This is a genomic window from Zhihengliuella sp. (genome assembly GCF_031178195.1).
GTDB lineage: Bacteria > Actinomycetota > Actinomycetes > Actinomycetales > Micrococcaceae > Zhihengliuella.
Genome location: NZ_JAPSJL010000005.1, coordinates 141,371 through 165,599 on the forward strand (window position 1 = coordinate 141,371; position 24,229 = coordinate 165,599).

General features: G+C 71.8%; 17 protein-coding genes. All 17 read right to left on the bottom strand.

Annotated elements, in window-relative coordinates; all coding sequences use genetic code 11:
* Positions 1-5: 5 nt before the first annotated feature.
* Positions 6-2,261 carry a LamG-like jellyroll fold domain-containing protein gene (locus RIN46_RS09205; RefSeq protein WP_309082156.1) on the bottom strand — a complete coding sequence of 752 codons (2,256 nt, stop codon included), beginning with the start codon at positions 2,259-2,261 and terminating at the stop codon, positions 6-8.
* 77 nt (positions 2,262-2,338) lie between these two features.
* A complete protein-coding gene (locus RIN46_RS09210; RefSeq protein ID WP_309082155.1) occupies positions 2,339-6,649 on the bottom strand; it encodes an alpha-L-arabinofuranosidase C-terminal domain-containing protein in 4,311 nt (1,436 codons plus the stop codon).
* Between the two features lie 259 nt (positions 6,650-6,908).
* The gene (gene yjfF / locus RIN46_RS09215; protein ID WP_309082154.1) at positions 6,909-7,904 is read right to left on the bottom strand and encodes a galactofuranose ABC transporter, permease protein YjfF; all 996 of its coding nucleotides are present in this window, start codon (positions 7,902-7,904) and stop codon (positions 6,909-6,911) included.
* Entirely contained in the window at positions 7,901-8,920 is a 1,020-nt protein-coding gene (locus RIN46_RS09220; RefSeq protein ID WP_309082153.1) for an ABC transporter permease, read from the bottom strand. The genes yjfF and RIN46_RS09220 overlap by 4 nt, the downstream gene beginning before the upstream one ends.
* Positions 8,917-10,419 carry a sugar ABC transporter ATP-binding protein gene (locus tag RIN46_RS09225; protein ID WP_309082152.1) on the bottom strand — a complete coding sequence of 501 codons (1,503 nt, stop codon included), beginning with the start codon at positions 10,417-10,419 and terminating at the stop codon, positions 8,917-8,919. Before RIN46_RS09225 ends, RIN46_RS09220 begins: the two co-directional genes overlap by 4 nt.
* 89 nt (positions 10,420-10,508) lie before the next feature.
* On the bottom strand, positions 10,509-11,504 hold the full coding sequence (locus RIN46_RS09230; protein WP_309082151.1) for an ABC transporter substrate-binding protein: 996 nt from the start codon (positions 11,502-11,504) through the stop codon (positions 10,509-10,511).
* A gap of 323 nt (positions 11,505-11,827) precedes the next feature.
* Positions 11,828-13,339 carry an L-arabinose isomerase gene (gene araA / locus RIN46_RS09235; protein WP_309082150.1) on the bottom strand — a complete coding sequence of 504 codons (1,512 nt, stop codon included), beginning with the start codon at positions 13,337-13,339 and terminating at the stop codon, positions 11,828-11,830.
* 69 nt (positions 13,340-13,408) lie between these two features.
* On the bottom strand, positions 13,409-14,089 hold the full coding sequence (locus RIN46_RS09240) for an L-ribulose-5-phosphate 4-epimerase (RefSeq protein WP_309082217.1): 681 nt from the start codon (positions 14,087-14,089) through the stop codon (positions 13,409-13,411).
* Between the two features lie 77 nt (positions 14,090-14,166).
* Complete coding sequence (locus RIN46_RS09245) at positions 14,167-15,846, bottom strand: FGGY-family carbohydrate kinase (protein WP_309082149.1); 1,680 nt, start codon at positions 15,844-15,846, stop codon at positions 14,167-14,169.
* Positions 15,847-15,991: 145 nt separating this feature from the next.
* Positions 15,992-17,062 carry a LacI family DNA-binding transcriptional regulator gene (locus RIN46_RS09250; protein WP_309082148.1) on the bottom strand — a complete coding sequence of 357 codons (1,071 nt, stop codon included), beginning with the start codon at positions 17,060-17,062 and terminating at the stop codon, positions 15,992-15,994.
* A gap of 209 nt (positions 17,063-17,271) precedes the next feature.
* A complete protein-coding gene (gene groL, locus RIN46_RS09255) occupies positions 17,272-18,876 on the bottom strand; it encodes a chaperonin GroEL (protein ID WP_309082147.1) in 1,605 nt (534 codons plus the stop codon).
* 65 nt (positions 18,877-18,941) lie between these two features.
* On the bottom strand, positions 18,942-19,238 hold the full coding sequence (gene groES, locus RIN46_RS09260) for a co-chaperone GroES (RefSeq protein WP_309082146.1): 297 nt from the start codon (positions 19,236-19,238) through the stop codon (positions 18,942-18,944).
* 208 nt (positions 19,239-19,446) lie between these two features.
* Positions 19,447-20,799, bottom strand: coding sequence for a hypothetical protein (locus RIN46_RS09265; protein ID WP_309082145.1), 1,353 nt, complete (start codon positions 20,797-20,799; stop codon positions 19,447-19,449).
* Complete coding sequence (locus RIN46_RS09270; protein ID WP_309082144.1) at positions 20,796-21,296, bottom strand: hypothetical protein; 501 nt, start codon at positions 21,294-21,296, stop codon at positions 20,796-20,798. The genes RIN46_RS09265 and RIN46_RS09270 overlap by 4 nt, the downstream gene beginning before the upstream one ends.
* Before the next feature lie 75 nt (positions 21,297-21,371).
* Positions 21,372-22,721: a hypothetical protein gene (locus RIN46_RS09275; protein WP_309082143.1), complete on the bottom strand. Its 1,350-nt coding sequence runs from the start codon at positions 22,719-22,721 to the stop codon at positions 21,372-21,374.
* 2 nt (positions 22,722-22,723) lie between these two features.
* Positions 22,724-23,074 carry a DUF6507 family protein gene (locus RIN46_RS09280; protein ID WP_309082142.1) on the bottom strand — a complete coding sequence of 117 codons (351 nt, stop codon included), beginning with the start codon at positions 23,072-23,074 and terminating at the stop codon, positions 22,724-22,726.
* Positions 23,075-23,180: 106 nt separating this feature from the next.
* Entirely contained in the window at positions 23,181-24,116 is a 936-nt protein-coding gene (locus RIN46_RS09285; protein ID WP_309082141.1) for a sugar-binding domain-containing protein, read from the bottom strand.
* Between the last annotated feature and the right edge of the window lie 113 nt (positions 24,117-24,229).

Here is a 24,229-nt window from a genome sequence, read left to right on the forward strand (position 1 = left end):
CGGCGTCAGAGCGCGGCCACCTCCTCCGCGGTCAGCGCCCGCTCGTAGAGGCGGAAGTCCCGCACCTCGCCGCGCAGGTGGTGGTCCGCCGCGTAGAGGGACCGGCCGAGGTAGTTGGCCGCGGTGCTCCCTCCCCCGATGTCTTCCGGGTCCACGGTGACGCCCGTCCGGCGGCCGACTTCGACGCCGTCCAGGTACAGCGTCGCGGTCTCCCCGGCCAGGGTGTAGGTCAGCGTGCTCCAGACCCCGCGCTCCAGGTCGCGCCCCGCGGACACGGTCTGCTCGCCGGACCAGTTGCCCAGGGACAGCGAGGTCCGGTAGGCGTTGCCGGTGGTGAAGAGGTAGCCGTCGCCGGCCCCGTTCCTCGTGTTGCCCAGGCCGTAGATGAAGTACGGGTTCCGCTGCTCCGGGTCGATCCGCACTTTCAGCGAGACCGTGACGTCCTCGATCCCGGCGAGCAGGTCCTGCGGCAGGACCACGTGGTCGTCCACCCCGTCCAGGCTCACGCCCGCGGGACCGGCGCTCGCGCCGCCGGCGAGCACGGCGTCCGGGACGCCCTCGACCGCCGAGGCTCCCCCGGCCGCGTCGAGCGGGAAGTGCGCGGCCAGGCCGGGCGGCTCCTCGGTCACGGTCACCTCCACCGTGTCGCGCAGCCCGCCGGACGCGGCGGTGACGACGGCGGTGCCGGGGGCGACCGCCGTGACCACGCCGTCGGCGACGGTGGCGACGCCGGGGGCGGAGGACTCCCAGCGGAGGCCGGCGGTCGCGTTCGCCGGTTCGACGGCGGCGTCGAGCGTGGCGCTGCCGTGCTGCCAGAGCTCGATCCGCTCCTGCTCGATCTCCACGGACGTCGCCTTGATCGGCTTGGCCTGCACGTGCACCGTGGCGGTGGCGGGCTCGAGCGCGTCGGCCACGGTCCCGGAGACCTCGAACGTCCCGGTCTTCGCGTAGGCCTCGGCGGGGACCTCCTCCCACTCGACGGCGGCGGTGCCACTGGTCCCGTCGGCGAAGGTCACGGGGACCTCGGCCGGCAGCGCGGGGGCCTGCTGCTTCCGCGTCGTGACCTCGACGGGCTCGACCGTCTCGACGAGCGCGTCCGGCTGGTACGCGGCCAGGAGCCGGTGGTACTCCTCCTGGGTGACGGGCAGGACGGTCCCATGGCGCGGCCGCGAGGGCATCGTGTAGTCCTCGGCGACCCGCCACTGCCCCGAGTCGAGGTCCTCGGTGACGAACGGGACGTAGCCGCGGCCGCCGAACTCGTCGATGAACATGTACCAGCGCTCGGCGTGGTTGTCCTTGAAGACCAGCGGTCCCTCGCCCTGGCCGATGCCGGCCGAGTCGGCGGTCGCCTTGCCGATGCAGTCCGCGATGAACTCGTAGTCGGCGGCGCGCAGCTCGGCGGACTTCTCCGCGGTGATGAACTTGCCGCAGGGGCTGGTGCCGGTGTTGGACCGCTCGTCCTTGGTGAACCGGTAGTACACGCCGTCCTCGCGGAGGACGGTCGAGTCGATGACGGAGTAGCCCGGGTCGATCCAGACTTCCGGCTCGCTGAAGGTCACGAAGTCCGTGGTGGTCGCGTACATCATCCGGTTGTGCTGGCTGCCGGTGTGCTCCGGGTCGTCGTCGGCGTAGAGCTTGGAGGCCCAGAAGACCACGTAGGCCCCGAGCTCCTCGTCGTAGAACGCCTCCGGCGCCCAGGTGTTGCCGGCGTTCTCGGGGGCGACCTCCACGAGGCGGGGCTCGCTCCAGTCCACGAGATCCGTGGACTCCCAGACCACGATCGAGTGCGATCCGTGCCGCTGGAAGCCGTCCCAGTCCCACGAGCCGTGAACCTTCAGGTCGGTGGCGATCTGATAGAACTTGTCGCCCTCCGGCGAGCGGATGATGAAGGGGTCGCGGACGCCCTGCTCGCCGATGTCGGAGGTCAGCACCGGCTCGCCGTCGTTGAGATCGCGGTAGTTCAGCGGGTCGTCGCCCTCGCTGAGCCCGAAGTACACCTGCTCGCCGTCGGCGGTCCCCTCGCCGACGAAGTAGGAGAAGAGGTAGCCCGCGTAGGGCTCGTCCTGGGACGCGTCGGCCTCGGAGGGGACGACGTCGCCGCGCGCGTCCGCGGCCCGCGGCGTCGGGGTGGTCGCGTCGGCCGGGCCGGCCCGGCCACCGGCGGAGGAGCTGGCGGTGGCCGGCGGGCTCGCGGCCAGGGGCAGTAGGAGGGCGAGTCCGGCGGTGACCGCCAGGGCTCGCAGGATCGGGGGTCTCGTCATTCTCGGCTCCTCGGAGGTGGTGCGGGGAGGGACGGGCCCCGGCGCCGGTCGGCGCCGGGGCCCGTCCCCTCGTGCGGTCAGCGGACGGTCAGCGTCACCTCCGTGGAGCTCGGGGCGTGCCCGTCGTCGCCCAGGTACTCGACCGTGACCGGGTACGTTCCGGGCGATAGGCCGTCGGTGGGTACCGCCGCCCTGGCCTTGCCGTTCTTCAGAGCGGCGGTGTGCTCGGCCCCGTCGACCGTGACGCGGACCTCGCCGGTCGCGCCCGGCGCCTCCGCGGCGGCCTCGGCGGCGGCCTCGGCGGCGACGGTCACGTGCGCCTTGGCGTCCTGCCCTGCCTTGACCGTGCCCGGCGTCAGCTTCGCCTCCGTGGCCGTTCCGGCGCGCTCGTCGCCCGCACCGGTGTCCAGCCGGAGGAACGTGATCGAGTTCGCCGGGACCTCGTAGACGAACTCGCCTCCGGCGCCGGGGACCTCAAAGTCCCGCGGCACCACGTTCTCCGGGGCCGCCTTGGTGTTGACGGCGGCCGGGTCGGCGACGAGCTCCGTCGCCTGGACGGTCTCACCGACCTCCGCGTCGGAGACCGCGATGGTCGTCCGGGCGGCGGTCGTCGTCGCGTTGACGAGCTTGACGATCAGCTCGCCCGTCTCCGTGTCGCGGGTGACGACCTGGTAGAGGGCCTTCGGGGCGGGCTCCGTGTAGGACAGGTGCAGCTCGCCGTCGAGGTACAGCTCGGCCGTGCGGCCGTCGACGACGATCTTCACCTGGTACTCGCGCCCCTCCTCGAGGGAGAAGCCCTCCTTGGCCGCGACCTCGCCCTGACGGGCGCCGTCGGCGCGCTCGAGCACGGACCGGGTGTTGCCCCAGCCGCCGAGGTTCCACCAGTAGAAGGCGTCGCTCGCGCCGGCGGCGAAACCGACCAGGAAGCCCTCGTTGCCGCCGTCCTTGCGGGCGGTCAGCTCCAGGGTGTAGTTGTCCCAGTCCTTGCCGTAGGCGTCGGTGATCACGCTGCGCGCGTCCTCGACTCCGGCGTCCGACTGGACGTACTCGCCGTCGACCACGGACCACTGGCCGGAGACCGGGTCCCACTGCGAGGCGTCCTCGAAGGTGTCCGAGAACAGGACCTCGCCGCTGGCGTTGTCGGTGACCGTGACGTCGTCGTACGCCGCCTGGGTGAGCCAGCTGGAAAGGAAGATCCCGCCGGAGAGGTCCCCGGCCGCGGTGGCCGGGCCCTCGTGCGTGGACGGGACCACCTCGTGGCCGACGTTGTTCATCCAGAGCTTCTGGTTGTAGTAGTTCGCCGAGGCCCAGGACTCGTCGTTGTCGAACCACATCATGTCCGGCGCCCACTGGACGTAGTCCTCGTTGGCGAACATCGGGGCGTAGGACGCCATCTTCACGACGTCGGCGTTGCGCTCCAGGCCGGTCATGTAGGCGGCCTCGGAGAGCGCGTTGGCGAACGTGTTGCCGCGGGAGGCGTACTCGCCGAGGAAGACGTCCGGGCCCTCGCGGTCGTAGGAGTCGTAGCGCTCGTCGTTGCCGAGGAACCAGGACGGGTCGTTGTAGTAGTGCTCGTCGACCATGTCCACGCCCTGCTCCCGGTTGAACTCCCAGAGCTCGTCGAAGCGCGCGCCGGAGTCGTCGGGACCGGTGTTGGAGATGATCGTGATGTCCGGGTACTCGGCGGCGATGGCGTCGCGGAAGCGCGGGAAGTTCGCCTCGAACGTCGGGGTGTTCTCCTCGTTGCCCAGGCCGATGTACTCCAGCCCGAACGGCTCCGGGTGGCCGAGGTCGGCGCGCACGGCGCCCCACTCGGTGTCCACGCCGCCGTTGGCGAACTCGATGAGGTCCAGGGTGTCCTGGACCCAGCGGTCGATCCGCTCGTCGTCGGTCATCTCCGGGATGGTGGAGCCGCAGCCGTTGGCTCCGACGGAGACCACGGGCAGCGGGGTGGCGCCGAGGTCCTCGGCCCACTTCATGTACTCGAGGTAGCCGATGCCGTAGGACTGGTTGTAGCCCCAGAAGTTCCAGTTGGTCGGCCGGGACTCCACCGGGCCGATGGTCTCCTTCCACTGGTACGTGCGCTGCCGGTCCGCGCCGTCGGACTCGAGGTAGGTGTCGAACGTGCCGACGTTGGTGACGCAGCCGCCCGGGAAGCGCAGGAAGCCTGGGTCAAGCTCGGCGACCATCTCGGCGAGGTCCTTGCGCAGCACGGACTTGCCGTTGACCGGCCCCACCCAGGTGTCCTGCGGGAAGAGGGAGACCATGTCCAGGCGCAGCGTGCCGGCCGCGCCGGCGGCGACCTCGAGCCGGGCGGCGTTGGTGTCCGCGTCGGCGGTGAGGGTGGCGGTGTACTGCTTCCACTCGTCGGATCCGTCCACCGCGACGGTCGCGGTGCCGTAGACCCGCTCGCCGGAGCCGTCCTCGAGCGAGACGGAGAGCTCCTGCTCCACGGAGGAGCGCGCCCAGACGCTGAAGTCGTACGACTCGCCCTCCTCGAGGGCGACGCCCTCGTTGTAGGAGGTGTTCCGCACCCCGGTGCCGGGGGCGTCCGCGGCGATCTCCAGGTAGGCGCGGTTGGAGTCGTTGAGCCAGGTGTCGCGCTCGGACTCCACGGTCACGGACCCGTCGCCGACGGTCTCCCAGGCGGTCAGCCCGTTGAAGGAGGCGTTGTCGGCGGGGGCGAACTCGAAGGAGCGGTTGCGCACCAGCTCGGCGTAGAGGCCGCCGTCGGCCGCGTAGTTGATGTCCTCGTAGAACGCCCCGTACATGGTGTCGCTGATCTCGTGGGCCGTCCCAGCGCCGTCGATGCGCAGGGTGTGGTCCTGGACCGCGCCGGAGCCGAGGGTGAACTCGACGGCGTCGTCGGCCGCGCCGAGGACGAGCGCGCCGTCCTCGGCGCGCGTCGCGTACGCCGCGGAGTCGTCGATGGACGGGTCGGCCAGCCGGAGGGCGAGCTTGCCACCGCCCTCGTCGGTGAGGCGCCAGGCGGTGCCCTCCCCCGCGGACTCCCCGGCGAGCGCCAGGCGCCCGTCGCGGACGACGACGCTGCCGGCGTCGGCGGTCAGCGTCACCGGGCGGACGGCGTCGTCCCCGTCCTCGGCGGCGGTCTCCGCCGCGGTGAGGCGGAGCGTCTCCAGCGGCCGGTCGGCGGCGAGGCCCAGGGCGCCGTCGTCACCGGCGGCCAGGTGCCGTGCCGGGGCGGGGCCGTCGAGCGTGAACGAGTTCTCGGGGACCAGGTCCGGCACCGCGGCGGGCGGGTAGGCCTCCAGCAGGGCGTCCTGTTCCTCGTCGGTGATCGGCACCACGGTGCCGTGGCGGGGGCTCGAGGGCAGGTCGGCGTCCGGGACGGCGGTCCAGTCGCCGGTGGCGAGGTCCTCGGTCTCGAAGAGCATGTAGCCCTGGCCGCCGTGGTAGGACGGCTGGTCGATCATGAGGTACCAGCCGTCGTCGGTCAGCGACGGGAACATGGTGGGGCCCTCGCCGGAGGTGAACGTGCCGCCCCACGGGTTGGGCTGGCCGACGCCGATCTGCTCGGCGATCAGGTCCCAGCCGTCGCCCTCGGCGACGCCCTGGGTGCGCCGCAGGTCGTCGGAGGACTCCTGCCGGACGGTCATGTCCGCCTCGTCCTTGGTCAGCCGGTAGAACGTGTCGCCGACCTCGGCGATGGTCGAGTCGATCATGCCGCGGCCATCGCCGCGCTTCTCGTCGATCCAGACCTGCGGCTCGGAGAACTCCACGAAGTCGGTGGTGGTCGCGTACATCATCCGCTGGTAGGAGGTGGCGATGTCGCGGTCCTCGGGGGCGACGTCGTCCGGATAGAGCGCGGAGGCCCAGTAGACCACGTACTCGCCGTTGGCCTCGTCCCAGTGGGCCTCGGGGGCCCAGACGTTGCCGGCGTTCTCCGGGGCGACGACGACCTCGCGCTGCTCGGACCAGTCGATCAGGTCGGTGGACTCCCAGACCATGATGGAGCGGCTGCCGGTCTCCTGCGCGTCCCCGAACGTGCCGCCGCCGTGCATCTTCAGGTCGGTGGCGATCAGGTAGTACTTCAAGCCGTCGTGGGAGCGGATCAGGAACGGGTCGCGCAGGCCCTGGGTGCCGAGCGTGGACTCGAGGACGGGCTCGCCGCCGTTGAGCGTGTGCCAGGACATCGGGTCGTTCGACTCGCTGACGGCCAGGTGGATCTTCTCGCCGTCGTCCGTGCTCTCGCCGGTGAAGTACGGGAAGACGTACGCGCCGTAGTCCGCGTCGTCGACGTCGACGGCGGCCGGGACGGGCGCGCCTCCGGGGCCGGGCGGCGCGGGCGGCGCTGCCACGGCCGAGGCCGGCAGGGCCAGGGCGAGGGCGAGCGCCAGCGGCGCGGCCCATCGTTTTCGGGGATGCATCGGGTGACTACCTCCGTGGTGGGTCGTCCTGCGGGCCGGGGTGCGCCGACGCGGGGGTCGGGCGCGCGGACCGCTGGACTGGTTGTGGTGATGCGGGTACGCCGACGGCGCGCTCCGGGGCGGGGGCCGCGGATCGCTGGGGTCCCGGCGGTGCCGGGGAGGTGAGGACGTCGACGGTGGGCCCGGCGCCGGGGCGTCGGGCGGTCGGGCTGGGACGGCGCCGGGGTCCCCGCCGCCGTCGCACGCCCGGGCCGTGCGGTCAGGTGCGCCGCAGGGTGAGGATGCGCTGGAGGACCACGAAGATCAGCAGCAGGGCGCCGATGACGATCTTGGTCCACCAGGAGCTGAGGGTTCCCTCGAAGGTGATGATGGTCTGGATCAGGCCCAGGACCATCACGCCGATGACCGAGCCGAGGACGAACCCCGTGCCGCCGGTCAGGAGGGTGCCGCCGATGACGACGGCGGCGATCGCGTCCAGCTCCATGGCGACGCCGGTGAGCGCGTAGCCGGAGCGGGAGAACATCGCGAAGAGCAGCCCGGCGAGCCCGGCGCAGGTGCCGGAGATGACGTACACGAGCACCTTGGTGCGCGCGACCCGCAGGCCCATGAGCGTGGCCGACTGCTCGCCGCCGCCGACCGCGTACACGGTCCGGCCGAACCGGGTGCGGTGCAGGACCCACCAGGCGGCCGCGACGGCCAGCAGCGCGATGAGCACCGCCGCGGTGACCCGCCAGCGGCCCAGGTTCACGCCCCAGCCGGCGAGCGCGATGAAGGACTCGTCGCGGATCGGGACGGACTCGGGGGCGAAGAGGAAGCAGAGGCCGCGGGCCAGGAACATCCCGGCCAGCGTCGCGACGAACGGCTGGATGTCGAAGTACTGGATCATCACGCCCATGCCGTAGCCGATCGCCGACCCGGCGAGGACCGCGACGGGGACGACGAGGGCGAGGCTCCACCCGGCCTGGAGCAGGGTGGCCGTGATGACCGAGGACAGGGCGAGCACGGCCCCGACCGAGAGGTCGATGCCGCCGGTGAGGATCACGAACGTCATCCCGACCGCCAGGACGATCAGGTGGGCGTTGTTGATGAAGAGGTTGGACATCACCGCCGGCGAGAGGAAGTTCTCGTAGCGCAGCCCGCCGATGGTGACCATCAGCGCGAAGACGATGAACGTGCCGATGACGGGCAGGTACCGGCGGTCCGGGGACCAGCGGCCGACCCCGGCGATCTGGTGCGGTGCGGCGACGGCGCTCATGCGCGTACCTCCTGGGGACGGGTCCGGCCGAGGCCGGCGAGCGTGGCGCGCAGCCTCGGCGACTGCAGCAGGGTGACGGCGACCACCACGATCGCCTTGAACAGCGGGGTGACGAGCGGCGAGACGCCGAGGACGGTGACGGTCAGCGTCAGGGTGGTGATCACGAGGACGCCGACGAGGGTCCCGCCGAGGTTGAACTTGCCCCCGGAGAGGGCGGTGCCGCCGATGACGACGGCGAGGATCGCGTCGAGCTCGATGAAGAGTCCGGCGTTGTTGGCGTCGGCCGCCATGGTGTTGGACGCGAAGATCAGCCCGGCGAGCCCGGCGAAGAGCCCGGAGAGCGCGTAGACGGTCCAGGTGAGCGTCCTCGCCTTGACTCCGGCGAGCCGGCTGGCCTTCGGGTTGATGCCCACGGACTCGAGCAGCATGCCCAGCGCGGTCCGGCGGACCAGGAGCGCGACGACGCCGTACACGCCGTAGGCGATGAGGGCGGCGACGGGCAGGCCGAGCCAGAACCCGGAGGCCAGCTGCGCGAAGGGCGCGCTGTTGACGGTGGTGATCTGACCGCCGGTGATGAGCATGGCCACGCCGCGGCCGGCGGTCATCAGGATGAGGGTCGCGATGATCGGCTGGATCCCGAGCGAGGAGACGAGGAACCCGTTCCAGAGCCCGAGGACCAGGCAGAGCCCGAGGGCCACGACAACGGCGCCGACCGCGGTGCCGACGGACCCGGGGTCCGGGGAGCTGGCGATGAAGGTCATCGCCACGGCACCGGCGATGGCGACCGTCGCGCCGACCGAGAGGTCGATGCCCCGGGTCGCGATCACGAGCGTCATGCCGAGCGCGACGAGCAGCAGCGGGGCGCTGTTGCGCAGGATGTCGATGGGGGCGCCGAAGAGGTGCCCGTCGAGGACGGTGATCCCGAGGATGTCGGGACGGCGGACGGTGCACGCCAGCAGCAGGGCCGCCAGCGCGACGAGCGGCCAGAGGAGGCGGCTCTTGAGGATGCGGTTCACTGGTTCTGCCCTCCGCTGGCGATGAGGTCGATGAGCTGGGGCACGCCGACGTCCTCGCCGCCGTCGATCTCGGCGACCTTGCGGCGGTCGCGCATGACGGCGATCCGGTCGCTGAGCCGGACCACCTCCTCGAGCTCGGCGGAGATGAACACCACCGACATGCCCTGGGAGGCGAGCTCGGAGACGAGGTTCATGATCTCCGTCTTGGCGCCGATGTCGATGCCGCGGGTCGGCTCGTCGAGGAGCAGCAGCCGCGGCGCGGTGGCGAGCCAGCGCGCCAGGAGGACCTTCTGCTGGTTGCCCCCGGAGAGGTTGCGCAGCAGGGCCTCGGGGTTGGCGGGCCGGATGCCGAGCGCCTTGATGTACTCGGCGACGATCCGGTCCACGTTGGCGCGCGGCAGCGGCCGCATCCACCCGCGCGCGGCCTGCAGGCCGAGCACGATGTTCTCGCGGACGGTGAGGTCGCCGACCACGCCCTCGCCCTTACGGTCCTCGGAGGTGTAGGCGATCTTGTGGGCGAGGGCGGCCCGCGGGGTGCGCAGCCGCGTGGTCTCGCCGGCGAACTCGATGGCGCCGGCGTCGGCGCGATCGGCCCCGGAGAGGAGCCGGGCCAGCTCGGTGCGCCCCGAGCCGAGCAGGCCGGCCATCCCGACCACCTCGCCCGGGTAGAGCTCGAGGTCGAAGGGCTCCACGGAGCCCTTGCGCCCGAGCCCGATCGCCCGCAGCAGCGGCCCCGCCTCCGGGTCGCGGGCGGCGCGCTCGCCACGGGGACGGGCCTCGCTGACGTCCGCGCCGCTCTTCCCGGCGATCATGAGCGAGACGAGCTCGCGCTGCGGCAGGTCCGCGGTGGCGCGCTCCTCGACCAGGCGGCCGTTGCGCAGCACCGTGATCCGGTCGGAGATCGCATAGATCTGGTCCAGGAAGTGGGAGACGAAGAGGATCGCCACGCCCTCGTCGCGCAGCCGGCGCATGACCGCGAAGAGCTGCTCCACCTCGCCGGCGTCCAGGCTGGACGTCGGCTCGTCGAGGATCAGGACCTGGGCCTCCACCACCATCGCGCGGCTGATCGCCACGAGCTGCTGGATGGCCAAGGAGTGCGAGTCCAGCGAGCTGGACGGGTCGATGCTCAGCCCCATGCGCTCGAGGTGCCGGGCGGCCTCCCGGCGCATGGAGCGCCAGTCGAGGCCGCCCAGGCGCCTTTGCTCGGAGCCGAGCATGATGTTCTCCGCCACCGTGAGGTTCCCGCAGAGGTTGACCTCCTGGTAGACGGTGGAGATGCCGCGCTCGCGGGCATCGGCCGGGCCGGTGAAGCGGGTCTCCGCCCCGGCGACGACGATGCTCCCGGCGGCGACCGGGTTGACCCCGGTCAGCGCCTTGATGAGCGTCGACTTGCCGGCGCCGTTCTCGCCCATCAGGGCGTGGACCTCGCCGGGGAAGAGCCGGAAGTCCACGCCGTCGAGCGCCTTGACGCCGGGGAACTCGACGGTGATGCCCGTCATGGATACCACGGGTTCCGGGTGCGGGCCGGGGCGGGCCGGCGGCGCCGCCGCGGTTCTGGTCTCGGGTGTGGCCGCAGTCATGGGAGCCCTCAGTACTCGCGGGTCGGCAGCGCCTCGGCGGCCTGCTCCTGCGTGAACTCGGCGTCCTCGACGACGATCCGCTTCTCGACCTCCTCGCCGGCGACGACCTTCTTGGCCACCTCCGCCAGGTCCTCGCCGAGCATCGGGTTGCACTCGACGATGTAGTTGATCTTGCCGTCGGCGAGGGCCTGCATGCCGTCCTTGACGGCGTCGATGGTGACGATCTTGATGTCCTCGCCCGGCGTGAGCCCGGCGGCCTCGATGGCCTCGATCGCGCCCAGGCCCATGTCGTCGTTGTGCGCGAAGACCAGGTCGATCTGGTCGTGGGAGTTCAGGAAGCCCTCCATGACCTGCTTGCCGCCGGCGCGGGTGAAGTCGCCCGTCTGGGAGTCGATCAGCTCGATGTCGGTGCCCTCGACGGCCTTGGCGAAGCCCTCCTTGCGGTCGATCGCCGGCGCGGAGCCGGTGGTGCCCTGCAGCTCGACCATCTTCAGGCCCTGGCCGTCGAAGTTCTCGGCGACCCACTGCCCGGCGCGCTCGCCCTCGAGGACGAAGTCGGAGCCGATGAACGACTCGTAGAGCGAGTCGTCCTCGGTGTCCACGGCGCGGTCGGTCAGGATGACCGGGATGCCGGCGTTCTTGGCCTCCTGCAGCACGGCGTCCCAGCCGGTCTCCACCACGGGCGAGAACGCGATGACGTCCATGCCCTGCGCGATGTAGGAGCGGATGGCCTGGATCTGGTTCTCCTGCTTCTGCTGTGCGTCGGAGAAGCTGAGCTCGAAGCCGTTCTCGGCGGTCAGCGTGTCCTGGATGGACTTGGTGTTCGCGGCGCGCCAGCCGGACTCGGCGCCGACCTGGGAGAAGCCGATCGAGATGGTGTCCCCACCGCCACCGTCGCCTGCGGCCGCGCCGGTGTCGCCGCCCCCGCCGCAGGCGGTCAGGGCCGCGACCGCCGCGATCGAGGCTGCCGCCGCTGCACTGCGCAGGAAAGTCTTCCGCTTCATGTTGTCCTCCTCGAGATGCCGCGGCCGGGCCACGGTCGAGCACCCTGGGGTGCGATGTGATGTGTCAACGCTCACAATGTTAGCGCTAACAATTCGGAGCGCAAGGGTGGCTCAAGTCACGAAGAGGTAACGTTCTGGGCGGTCCCGAGGAGGGCGCGCCAAGGGGCCCTCCGGGCGCGGGCACGCCGAAGGGCCGGGTGCCCCGGAGGTTCCTCCGGGGCACCCGGCTGCCTGCCGCCGTCGCGGGGCTACGCCACCGGGGACGCGCAGCGGCGCCACAGGGGCCGCCTCGCCGAGCGGCGGCAGCCCCGGTCAGGGCGTGGCTACAGGCCCTGGGCCAGCCGGTAGTAGGCCTGGTTGAAGCGCACCTGGTCGGCGAAGCCGCGCCGCGTGGTGGACTCGTCGATCACCAGCAGCTCGGTGCGGGCGATCTCGGCGAAGACCTCGAACGCCTCCACGCCGGCGGCGGTGGACATCACGGTGTGGTGGGCGCCGCCGGCCGTCAGCCACGACTCGGCGGACGTCGCGAAGTCCGGCCGCGGCTTCCAGACGGCGCGGGCCACGGGCAGGTGCGGCAAGTCGTGCGGGGGCGCGACGACGTCGACGACGTTGGCGGTCAGCCGGAACCGGTCGCGCATGTCGGCCAGGGAGACGACGACGGCGCCCTCGGTGGCGTCCGCGTTGAAGACCATGCGCACCGGGTCCTCGCGGCCGCCGATGCCCAGCGGGTGGACCTCCAGCCGGGGCCTGGACGTGGTCAGCGACGGGCAGACCTCCAGCATGTGAGCACCGAGGATGAGCTCCTCGCCCGGGGTGAGGTCGTAGGTGTAGTCCTCCATCAGGGAGGCTCCGCCGGGCAGGCCCGCGCCCATGACCTTGGCGGCGCGCACCAGCACGGCGGTCTTCCAGTCGCCCTCGGCGCCGAACCCGTAGCCCTTGCCCATGAGCCGCTGCACGGCGAGCCCGGGCAGCTGCCGCAGCCCGCCGAGGTCCTCGAAGTTGGTGGTGAACGCCTTGGCGCCCACGCCCTCGAGGAAGGACTCGATGGCCAGCTCCTGCCGGGCGGCGTAGCGCAGCGACTCGTGCCGCTCCCCGCCGGCGCGCAGCTCCACGACGACGTCGTACTGGTCCTGGTACTCAGCGACCAGCGCGTCGACGTCGGAGTCGGGGACCGCGTCGACGACCTCCACGAGGTCGTTGACGGCCCAGGTGTTGACGGAGACGCCGAAGCGCAGCTCGGCCTCGGTCTTGTCGCCCTCGGTGACGGCCACGTTGCGCATGTTGTCGCCGAAGCGGACGAGCTTCAGGGACTGGGTGGCGGCCCAGCCGGCGGCGCCGCGGACCCAGGTGCCCACGCGGGCGGTCACGGCCGGGTTGGACACGTGGCCCACCACGGTGGTGCGCGCGGCACCGATGCGGGTGGCGAGGTAGGCGTACTCGCGGTCGCCGTGGGCGGCCTGGTTGAGGTTCATGAAGTCGAAGTCGATGCTGTCCCAGGGCAGCTCCACATTGGCCTGGGTGTGCAGGTGCAGCAGCGGCTTGCGCAGCGCGTTCAGACCGGAGATCCACATCTTCGCCGGGCTGAACGTGTGCATCCAGGTCACGACGCCGAGCACGGCGTCGTCCGCGTTGGCGTCCAGCATGGCGCGGCGGATGGAGTCGGCGTCCTTCAGGACGGGCTTCCAGACCACCTTGGCCGGGACGTCGGAGGACGCCTCCAGGGCGGCGGCGACCTGCTGGGACTGCTCGGCGACCTGGCGCAGGGTCTCCTCGCCGTAGAGGTCCTGGCTGCCGGTGAGGAACCAGATCTCCTGGTCTGCGTAGGGCTTGGTCATGCGGGGCGTGTCCTTTCGGGAGGTGCGGGAGAGCGGGGGTGCCCGGTCGGGCGGCGGGCGCTGGACCGGCTACTTCTGGCCGTACACGTTCTGGTAGCGGTCGTAGAGGGAGTCGATGTGCAGCTGCTCGATCGGCAGCGGCTCGCCGAGCTGGCGGGAGATGTGCACGGTGCGGGCGACCTCCTCGCACATCACGGCCGCCTTCACGGCGGCGCGGGCGTCCTTGCCGATGGTGAAGGGGCCGTGGTTGCGCATGAGCACGGCCGGGCTCCGGGACTCGCGCAGGGTCTCGACGATCCCGCGGCCGATCGAGTCGTCGCCGATGATCGCGAACGGCCCCACGGGCACGGGCCCGCCGAACTCGTCGGCCATCATGGTCAGCACGCAGGGGATCTCCTCGCCGCGCGCGGCCCACGCGGTGGCGTAGGTCGAGTGGGTGTGCACCACTCCCCCGACCGCGGGCAGGTGCCGGTACACGTAGGCGTGGGCGGCGGTGTCCGACGACGGTCCGCGCGTGCCGTCCACCAGTGCCCCGTCGAGGTCGCAGACGACCATCGACTCGGGCGTGAGCTCGTCGTAGGAGACGCCGGAGGGCTTGATGACGAAGAGGTCGGCGCTGCCGTCCGGCACGTCCGGGTTCGGCACGCGCTGGGAGACGTTGCCGGCGGTCCAGACCACCAGCTCGTAGCGGGGCAGTTCGGCGTGGAGGCCGGAGACGATGCGGCGGACGCGCTCGAGGTCCTCGCGCATGGCCTGCGGGTAGTGCTCCAGCGGCGCGGTGGCGGTCATGGGGTGCTCCTGCGGTAGAGGTGGTTCGAGGTGGGGAGTCAGCGGAGGGCGTCGGTGGCGGCCCGCTCGACGGCGAGGCCGGCCGAGTAGCGCTCCAGGTAGGCGGCGTAGCCCTCGACGTCGGACGGGACCGGATCGACGACGTCGAGCAGCACATCGGCGAAGACGCGGCGATTCAGGAACTCGCCGAGGGTCTCGCCGCCGTCGTGCCCCGCTCCCCCGGGGCCGCCCTCGCCGGAGACGCGCCGGAGGTAGGCGGCGAGCACGGCGATGCCCCAGGCGCCGCCCTCGCCGGCGGTCTCGCCGACCGCGACGGGCGCGCCGGTGGCGGCGGCGAGGAAGCGCTGTGCCACCCCGGCGGTGCGGAAGAGGCCGCCGTGGGCGAACATGGCGTCGATGGCGACGTCCTCGGCGGCGAGGATCCGCAGGCCGAGGCTGAGCGTGCCGAAGACCCCGTAGATCTGGGCGCGCATCAGATTGGCCAGCGTCAGCTCGGAGCCGGGCGTGCGGACGATGAGCGGGCGGCCCTCCGCGAGGCCGGTGATGGGCTCGCCGGAGAGGTAGTTGTAGGCTAGGAGCCCGCCGGCGTCGGACGCGCCGTCGAGGGCCGAGGCGAACAGGGCCGCGTAGGTCTCGTCGGGCGCGGCGGGGCGGCCCAGGGCGGCGGCGAACTGGCCGAAGACGTCGGCCCAGGCGGCGAGCTCGCTGGCGCCGTTGTTGCAGTGGACCATGGCCACGGGATCGCCCGAGGGCGTGGTGACGAGGTCGATCTCGTGATGGACGCGGACGAGCGGGCGCTCGAGGACCACCATGGCGAAGATGCTGGTGCCGGCGGAGACGTTGCCGGTGCGCGGGGCCACCGAGTTGGTGGCGACCATGCCGGTGCCGGCGTCGCCCTCCGGCGGGCAGAGCGGCACGCCGGCGGCGAGGGCCCCGCTCGGGTCGAGCAGGCGGGCGCCCTCCTCCGTGAGGCGTCCGGCGTCGGCCCCCGCGGGGAGGACGGACGGCAGGAGGTCCGCGACGCCGCGGCCGCGCAGCTGCTCCGCGGCGAGGCGGTCGAAGGCCGCGAGCATGCCGGCGTCGTAGCCGCCGGTGGCGCTGTCGATCGGGAACATGCCGGACGCGTCGCCGACGCCGAGCACGCGCTCGCCCGTGAGCCGCCAGTGGACGTAGCCGGCCAGGGTGGTGAAGAAGTCGATGCCGGACACGTGCGCCTCGCCGTCGAGCATGGCCTGGCGCAGGTGCGCGATCGACCAGCGCAGCGGGATGTTGCAGCCGAAGAGGTCGGTCAGCTCGGCGGCGGCCTCGCCCGTGCTGGTGTTCCGCCACGTGCGGAAGGGGACCAGCTGCTCGCCGGCGGCGTCGAACGCCAGGTAGCCGTGCATCATGGCCGAGACGCCGAGGCTCCCGTAGGCCTGCGGGCGGAGTCCGTAGCGGGACTCGACGTCCGCCACGAGGTCCGCGTAGCAGGCCTGCAGGCCGGACCAGACGTCCTCGAGGGAGTAGGTCCAGACGCGGTCCTCGAAGCGGTTCTCCCACGCGTGGCCGCCGCTGGCCAGCGGGGTGCAGTCCGGCCCGACGAGCACGGCCTTGATGCGGGTGGAGCCGAGCTCGATGCCCAGGGACGTGTCGCCGGCGGCGATGGCCTCGCGGGCCGCCGCGCCGGCCTTGGGGTCGGCGGCGTGGTCGGCGGTCCGGTCTCCGGGCTGCGTGCTCACGTGGTGCTCCCTCCGTCCCGCCAGCGCGGGTGCGTCTGTGCTGCGCGCGGCGGCGATGTGCCGTGCGCCACTCAGAATGTTAGCGCTAACAAGCCGCGTTGGACAACCTCGCGTCGGGGGCGGGCGCGGAGGCGGGCGGGGGCGCTCAGCCGGCGGGCGGCGGCGCGGTGCTGTCGCGGACGACGAGCTCGGGCTCCAGGACGGCCTCGAAGCGGCCGTCGGCGCGCGGCTGACCGGCCGCGATGCCGAGCAGGGCCTGCATGGCGGCCTGCCCCATGGCCGTGAACGGCTGCCGGACGGTGGTCAATCCGGGGATGAAGTAGGCGGAGTCCTGGAGGTCGTCGACGCCCACCACGGAGACGTCCTCCGGCACACGGAGGCCGCGCTCCCAGAAGGCCCGGAGCAGGCCGATCGCGATGTAGTCGTTGGCCGCGAACAGGGCCGTCGGCCCGTCGCCGGCGGCGATCTCGTCGGCGATGCGCCGCCCCACGGCGTACCCGGTCTCGGCGGTCCAGCCCCCGGCCGCGTACTCGACGGCGGCCAGCCCGTGTTCTTCCATGGTGGCCCGCCATGCGCCGTTGCGCTCGAGCGCGTCGATCCACGCCATCTCGCCGGAGACGTGGGCGATGCGGCGGTGCCCCAGTCCGAGCAGGTGCTCGGTGGCCTCCCGGGCGGCCAGGCGCTGGTCGGTGCACACGTAGCGCAGGGAGTCGGTGGGGACGGCGTCCGGGTTGGCGGCGACGATCACCGCGGGCACCTGGAGCCCGGCCCCCTCGACCACGCGGGCGACGTCGACCAGCGGGGCGACCACGACGATCCCGTCGATCCCCTGGTCCACCAGGTGCCCCAGGGCGGTCTTGGCCGCCACGGCGTCGAACGCCTCGAGCGAGCTGACGGAGACGAAGTAGCCCTGCGCGCGGGCCGCGGCCTCGACCGCGAGCACCGTGCTCGCCGGGCCGAAGTTGGCGTTGCCGACGGTGAGGATGCCGATGGTGCTGCTGCGGGAGGTCACCAGCGCCCGCGCGGCGCGGTTGCGGCGGTAGCCGAGCTCCGCGATCGCGGCGAGGACCCGTTCGCGGGTGCCGGGACGGACGTTCGGGTGGTCGTTGAGCACCCGGGAGACCGTCTGGTGGGAGACGCCCGCCAGAGAGGCGACGTCCGACATCGAGGGAGGGCGATTCGTCGGCTGGCCTGGGGCGCTGGATCCGGGCTTCATCCCGACATTATGGCTGATGGGCGCGCCGGAGGGATCGCAGGGCCGCCGCCGGGCGGCCGAATGAGGCGGAACGTGAAGGCCGGGCCCGGTGGTCAGGCAGGTGGAACGACGACGCCGGTGCGTCGCCCGCGGGGGCGACGCACCGGCGTCGTACTGGATGCACTGCTGACCGCCCGGCGGCCCCGCGGGGCGCGGCGGGCGGCGGCCCGCTAGTGCTGGTGGCCGCCCTCGTCCTCGGCGGGCTTCTCCGCCACGAGGGTCTCGGTGGTCAGCACCAGCGCCGCGATGGAGGCGGCGTTGCGCAGGGCCGAGCGGGTGACCTTGACCGGGTCGATGACGCCTGCGGCGAGCAGGTCCTCGTACTGGCCGGTCTTGGCGTTGAACCCGTGGTTGGCCGGCTGCTCGGCGACCTTGGCGGCCACCACGTAGCCGTCGTGGCCCGCGTTCTCGGCGATCCAGCGGACCGGCTGCACCAGGGCGCGGCGGACGATGCCGACGGCGGTCGCGGCGTCGCCCTCGAGGGCGGTCACGGCCGGGTCGGTGTCCAGCGCGCTGAGCGCGTCCACCAGGGCGGTGCCGCCGCCGGCGACGATCCCGTCCTCGAGCGCGGCACGGGTGGAGGACACGGCGTCCTCGATCCGGTGCTTGCGCTCCTTGAGCTCCACCTCGGTAGCCGCGCCGACGCGGATGACGCCCACGCCGCCGGAGAGCTTCGCCAGACGCTCCTGGAGCTTCTCGCGGTCCCAGTCGGAGTCGGTGCGCTCCACCTCGGCCTTGATCTGCGCCACGCGGTCGTCGAGGTCGGCCTGGTCGCCCGCGCCGTCGACGATCGTGGTGTTGTCCTTGGTGACCGTGATGCGGCGGGCGGAGCCGAGCACCTCGAGGCCGACCTGGTCCAGCTTCAGGCCGAGCTCGGGCGAGACGACCTGGGCGCCGGTGAGCACGGCGATGTCCTGCATCATGGCCTTGCGGCGGTCGCCGAAGCCCGGCGCCTTGACGGCCACGGCCGTCAGGATGCCGCGGAGTTTGTTGACCACCAGCGTGGACAGGGCCTCGCCCTCGACGTCCTCGGCGATGATGAACAGCGGCTTCTTGGACTCGAGGACCTTCTCCAGCAGCGGCAGGAAGTCCTGCACGGTGGAGATCTTGCCGGAGTTGATCAGGATGTGCGCGTCCTCGAGGACGGCCTCCTGGCGCTCCGGGTCGGTGACCATGTTCGGGGACAGGTAGCCCTTGTCGAACTGCATGCCCTCGGTGATGGCCAGCTCGGTCTGGGTGGTGTTCGACTCCTCGATGGTGATGACGCCATCGGTGCCGACCTTGCTGAACGCCTCGGCCAGCAGGGCGCCGACCTCGTCGCTCTGGGCGGAGATCGCGGCCACGTTGGCCACGTCCTCGCCCTCGACGGCGCGCGCGTTCTCGGCCAGGCGGCCGGCGACGGCCTCGACGGCCGCCTCGATGCCGCGCTTGACGTCGCCCGGGGCGGCGCCGGCGGCCACGTTGCGCAGGCCCTCCTTGACCAGGGCCTGGGCCAGCACGGTGGCGGTGGTGGTGCCGTCACCGGCGACGTCGTTCGTCTTGGTGGCGACCTCCTTGGCGAGCTGGGCGCCGAGGTTCTCGTAGGAGTCCTCGAGCTCGATCTCGCGGGCGATCGTCACGCCATCGTTGGTGATGGTCGGTGCGCCCCACTGCTTGTCGAGGACCACGTTACGCCCGCGCGGGCCGAGGGTGACCTTGACCGTGTTCGCGAGCTTGTCGATGCCGGCCTCGAGCGCCTTGCGAGCGTCGTCGTTAAAGGCGAGCTGCTTTGCCATGTTCTAACTCCTTCAGGGGCGCGTATAGCCCCGGCGCAGAGGGCCGGGGCTATACGCGGAAAGACTTACTTGACGACAGTGGCGAGGACGTCGCGCGCGGAGAGCACGAGGTACTCCTCGCCGCCGACCTTGACCTCGGTTCCGCCGTACTTGGAGTAGATGACGACGTCGCCTTCGTTGACGTCGACCGGGACGCGGTTGCCCTTGTCGTCGAAACGACCCGGGCCCACGGCCACGACCTTGCCCTCCTGGGGCTTCTCCTTGGCCGTGTCGGGGATGACCAGTCCGGAAGCGGTGGTCTGCTCAGCCTCGAGCGGCTGGACAACGATACGATCCTCAAGGGGCTTGATGGAGACCGACATGCGGCTCTCTCCTTTGCGTGAGTTACCAATGGTTACTGGGGCCGTTGGGGTGTAACCAACCGTCGTCGCGGTGCCAGTTGGCAGTTCCTCAGGCGCTAGCACCCGACGGCGTCGAGTGCTAATCACACTTTATGGAACCGTTGGCACTCACGCAACCAGACTGCTAATCCCGACGCCGGCGCGTCGCCGTCCGGCCCGGGCCGGAGCGCTACTCCCAGGCCGCGGGGCGCGCGATCGTGGCGGCGCCGATCTCCTGCAGGAGCACGTCCCAGACCTGCGCCGAGGCGACCGGCACCAACTCGGAGCCGCCGTCGTCCAGGGCCCCGACGGCGTAGTGGCCGGCCGCCCCGGCGTTCAGCCAGGTCCGCTCGAAGCCGAGGTCCGGGATGGACATGCTCCAGCCGAACCACGGCTGGCCGAGGAGCCGGCGCGAGGCCGCGTCGACGTCGTCTGGCGCCGCGAGCGGGGCGTCGCAGCCGCGCTCCAGCGCGCCGGGCTCCAGCGTGCGCACGTTCCCGGCGACGCTCCACGCCGGGCCGAGACCGGCCCAGGCCGCGATGAGCGCGGGCACGCCCTCGGTGGTGGCCAGGTCCAGCAGGAACGTGCCGCGGGGCGTTCCGCCGCGGCCGTCGCCGCGCGGGGCGATGCCGTGGATCAGCTCCGGAGCCGACGGGCCGGCGAGGACCAGCGCGCGCCCGGCGCCGACGTGGATGTCGAGGGTGGTGTCCAGGCCCTGGTGGCGGGCGCCGATCTCGATCCGGAACTCCGGCTCGCGCAGCGCGCCGAGGATGAACTCGAGGTCGGGCGAGAACCTGCCCGCGGCGTCGATGAGCTCCGCGGCGCGGAGCTCGCCCATCTCGGTCTGGTGGGCGGCGAGGTCGAACCGGCCGAAGCGGCTGCGCTTGGCGTGCTCCTTGAGCAGGTTGACGGCGGAGGCGCTCAGGGTGGGCCCGTCCGAACGGTAGCCCTGCACGGCCGGGAGCCTGGAGAGGTCCTCGACCGGGTGTCCCGCGAGCTCGCTCAGCCAGACGTCGTGGCGCGGTTCCTTGGTGCCGCTCATGACCTCGGCGTCGCGGCTGCCGCTGCTGGCGCGCACGGCTGCGGCGTCCCAGTCGAGCGATCCGGCGACCACCGCGCCGACCGGCAGCATCTCGTAGGCGAGGGCGACCGTCGCGGTCACCGTGATCTCGAGGGCGCGCCCGCCGCGGACGGCCAGGTAGCGGTCCACCACCAGGTCGAAGCCGCCGGCCGCGTAGGCGAAGCGCTGCCGGCGCCCCTCGCCGCCGTCGAGGTCCAGCTCGTCGTGGGCGATGAAGTGGCAGCCGCTGATCTGCGCCCGCGTGCTCGCCAGCGAGAACGCGGCCAGGGCCGGCAGGGAGCCGGCGAAGTCGGAGACGCGGACGACGACGTTCGGCCGGAACGCGAGCCCCTCGGTCTCCGGGTGGACCACGGCGAGGCTGCCGGCCGGGGCATCGGCCCGCTCCCACTCGACGGGGAAGGCGAGACGGGCGCCGTCGTGCTCGAGGTAGGTGTAGCCCTCCGGCAGGATGCGTTCGGTCATCGGGGGCCCTCCCGGCCGTCGCCGTTCTCGGGCGTGCGGGGGCCCTGGTCCGCGGGACTGGTCGGGGCCGGGCCGGCGTCCGGGTTCCCGAGCCGGCCGTACAGGCTGCCGCCGGGGCGGAGCGCCTGGCTGAGCGGGTCCTCGCCGCGCCTGATCTCGTCGATCGTGTCCTTGACCCACTGCGGCAGCATGAAGCGGGGCAGCCAGAACATGCCGATGATGCCGATGATGGCTCCGGCGATCATGGTGAAGATCAGCAGCAGGCCCAGTAGTGCGCGGACGACGTTCCCCTCCGGCATGGCCTGGAGGACCACGGCGGCACCGGCGCCGGACAGGATGGCCGCGCCGATGTAGAGGCCGGCCAGGCCGGGCCAGCCGGGGAAGAAGGACTTCAGGGCCAACCAGGCGACGTACTTGCCGCGGTAGGCCAGGACGCCGGAGACGAAGCTGACTCCGCCGATGCCGAGCAGGATGGCGAAGAAGACCGGTTGATCCAAGGGGGTGTTCCCTTCCACCGGCGCGCGCCGGCATGATTCGTCGAAGAGCAGCTGGGTGCCCGGGGTGGGTCCAGCCTAGAAGATGGAGTTCCAGGCGTCCGACACGGCGTCGCCGGCGTCGTCGAGCAGCTCGCCGGCGCCGTCGACCAGGTCGGTGACGCCCTCGGCGGCCCAGTCCTTGAAGCCGGTGGCGTCCATCAGGTAGGAGAGTCCCACACCGACGCCGAAGCCGACGACGGCGCCCAGCGGCCCGCCGATCGCGGTGCCGATGGCCATGCCGGTCATACCGGCTCCGAGGTCCAGTACGACCTTGGTGGTGCCGCGGGTGGCGGACTCGTAGAGGGCGCGGTTGTGGATCTCCGACTCGGACCAGTCCGGGTGCTCCTCGAGGAGCTTGGCCTTGGCGTCCTCGTACTCGTCCCGGTAGGTCAGCCCCGCCATGACCACGGAGACCACCGGGCCGGCGCCGCGGACGAACTTGGTCCAGCCGTTGGAGGCGCGGAAGTCGTCCGCGAAGTTCACCAGCTTCTGGTCCGCGCGCCACCAGGCCGGCCGACTGCCCGGATGGAAGGGCTGCCAGCGGCCGGGGTTCGCCTCGACGTAGGAGCGGTACTTCGCCGAGTTCCGGAAGAGGAACTCGTTGACCTCGGGGCGCATGTCCAGGAACTGGCGCTGCGTCCAGGTCCGCCGGGTGACGTCTGTGACCGTCATGGTCTCCAGCGTCTCCTGGACCAGGGTGACGGTGGCGATGTAGCGGCCGCTGGGCGTGACGATCACACGGCTCGGCACGGTGATGGCCGTCAGCTTCCAGCGCTGGTAGGTGGTCTGGACGATGGTCAGTTGGCTGAAGCGGACGTCCTGGAACATCGTCAGGGACAGGCCTTCGCCGAGGACTTCGACGGCGAGGCCGGCCTCCTTCTCGGTGAGCAGGTCCACGAAGCCGTCGTCGGTGACGTCGATGCCGTTGATGTCCTTGGCGCAGGTGTCCGCGGCGGCCGTGAGATCGGCGACGAGGTCGTTGATCTTCCCCTGGATCTCGGCTTGGGAGCCATAGCCGAACTCCGGGTTCTCGACGTCGGGGTCGGAGGAGGACGCGTTGGAGTTGAACGTGGAGATGCGGCTCTCGAGGTTGGTCTTGCGCGTCTTGAGCTCGGTGACGGTCTCTGCGTAGGTCTCCAGGTGGCCCTTCGCCTGCTCGGCCACGACCTCCACGGCGGTGGCGTGCGCCAGCGGCATGGTCATCGCCTGGACGACGGCGTCGCGGCCGGGGCCCTCGCGGTAGGCGCCGTCCACGGCGGCCCACTCGGTGGCGCAGTCGCCCACCACCTCGTGAATCTCTTGGCCCTTCTTCGGCAACTGCCCGGCGTCGGTCTTGATGGTCGCGGGGTCGGGCCATCCCTGCAGGCCGGAGGTATCGAGGGCCACGACTACACCGTCTTCCCGTCGTTGATGTCCAGTTCCGGCACGGCGACGATCGACTCCTCGGCGTCGTCCATCATCGACTGGTCGCCGTTCTCATAGGCCTGGGCCACGTCCCCCAGCGCCGTGCAGGCGTTCTTCACGCGCGTCTCGGCGGCCTCGGTCTGCAGGGCCAGGATGTCGTTCCAGAGGCTGGTCAGGGCGGAGGCGACCTGCGGCATCTTGCACGACTCGATGCTGTTGTCCACCGCGGTCGAGAGCGCGCTGCGCTTGCCGGGCAGATCATCGATGTGCCCCTCGACCTTGCCCTTGACGGTCCGCATGGTCCCAGGACTGACGTCGTATCCGGACAGTGCCACGGTGCCCGCTCCTCCCTGCTCGTTCGATCAGCGCCGAGAATTCCGGCGATCCAACCCTATGCGGCCCCGGCGCCGGGCGCGATGGTGAGAACTCCCCATGCGCCGCTCACGAATGGTCGAGCAGGAATCGGGCGGTTGCCGCGTCCGTCACGAGGACGTCGGCGTAACCGGAGCGGGCCACGGCCAGGACGGCGCGCTCCTTGCCGGGGCCGCCGCCGACGGCCGTGATCTGCGGCGTCGATCTCAGCTGCTGCTCGGAGATCCCGATCGTCCTGCCCTCGAGAGCAGGCACCGCGGTTCCCTGTGCATCCAGGAGCGTCGTGCCGATCTCGGCTACGATTCCGCGACCCACCAGCCTCTCCATCTCCCCCAGCTGGTCCGCCTGCGCGGCCAGGAGCGAGGCATCCGGCCATCCGCCGATCGTGACGATCGCGCGGTCCAGGGCGTCCATCCGCGCCAAGGCGCGGCGCACGGCGGGCTGGGCCGCGATGGCCCGCCCGGCGGTGGCATCGGTGGCGAGCATCGGGGCGTGGAGCGAGTGGATCTTGCCCCGGACCGCCGACGTCATGGCGGTGATCGCCCGGAGGATCTCACCCTCGTCGGTGGAGGCGACGCCCGTCAGCTGAACCACGTCGCACATGGGCAGCGACTCCAGGCGCTCGCACATCTCGATGATCGTGCGCCCCGGGGTCATGCCGACGATGTCGTCCTCCTCGATGGCATCCACCAGGAGCCGCGCGCACACCGAGGCGAGGGCCGACCGGATCTGCCGCCCGCCACCGACGGGTGCCAGCACCGCGTAGGCGGCGGAGAGGCCGTAGCGGTCCGCCAGCACGTGCGACAGCTCAGCGTCGATGGGATCGGCCATGACGGAGCGCACCTCCACCAGCCCCTCGTCGCGGGCGCGCTGGACCATCCTCCCGACCATGAAGCGGGAGACGCCCAGCTCCCCGGCGATGTCCACCGTCGAGCGGCCGTACTTGAGTCGCTGCAGCGCCGCATAGACGCAGCGCATCTGTTCGTCGATCGTCAACTTGCTCACCTGAGCATCATAGACGCTCCACCGTGCTCGTGTGACTAGCATTACATCCAGTCCCCCAGGTCGGCCGCGAGCCCGCGGCCCTCCGCTCTCCACCCCATCACTCCCAGGGAGCA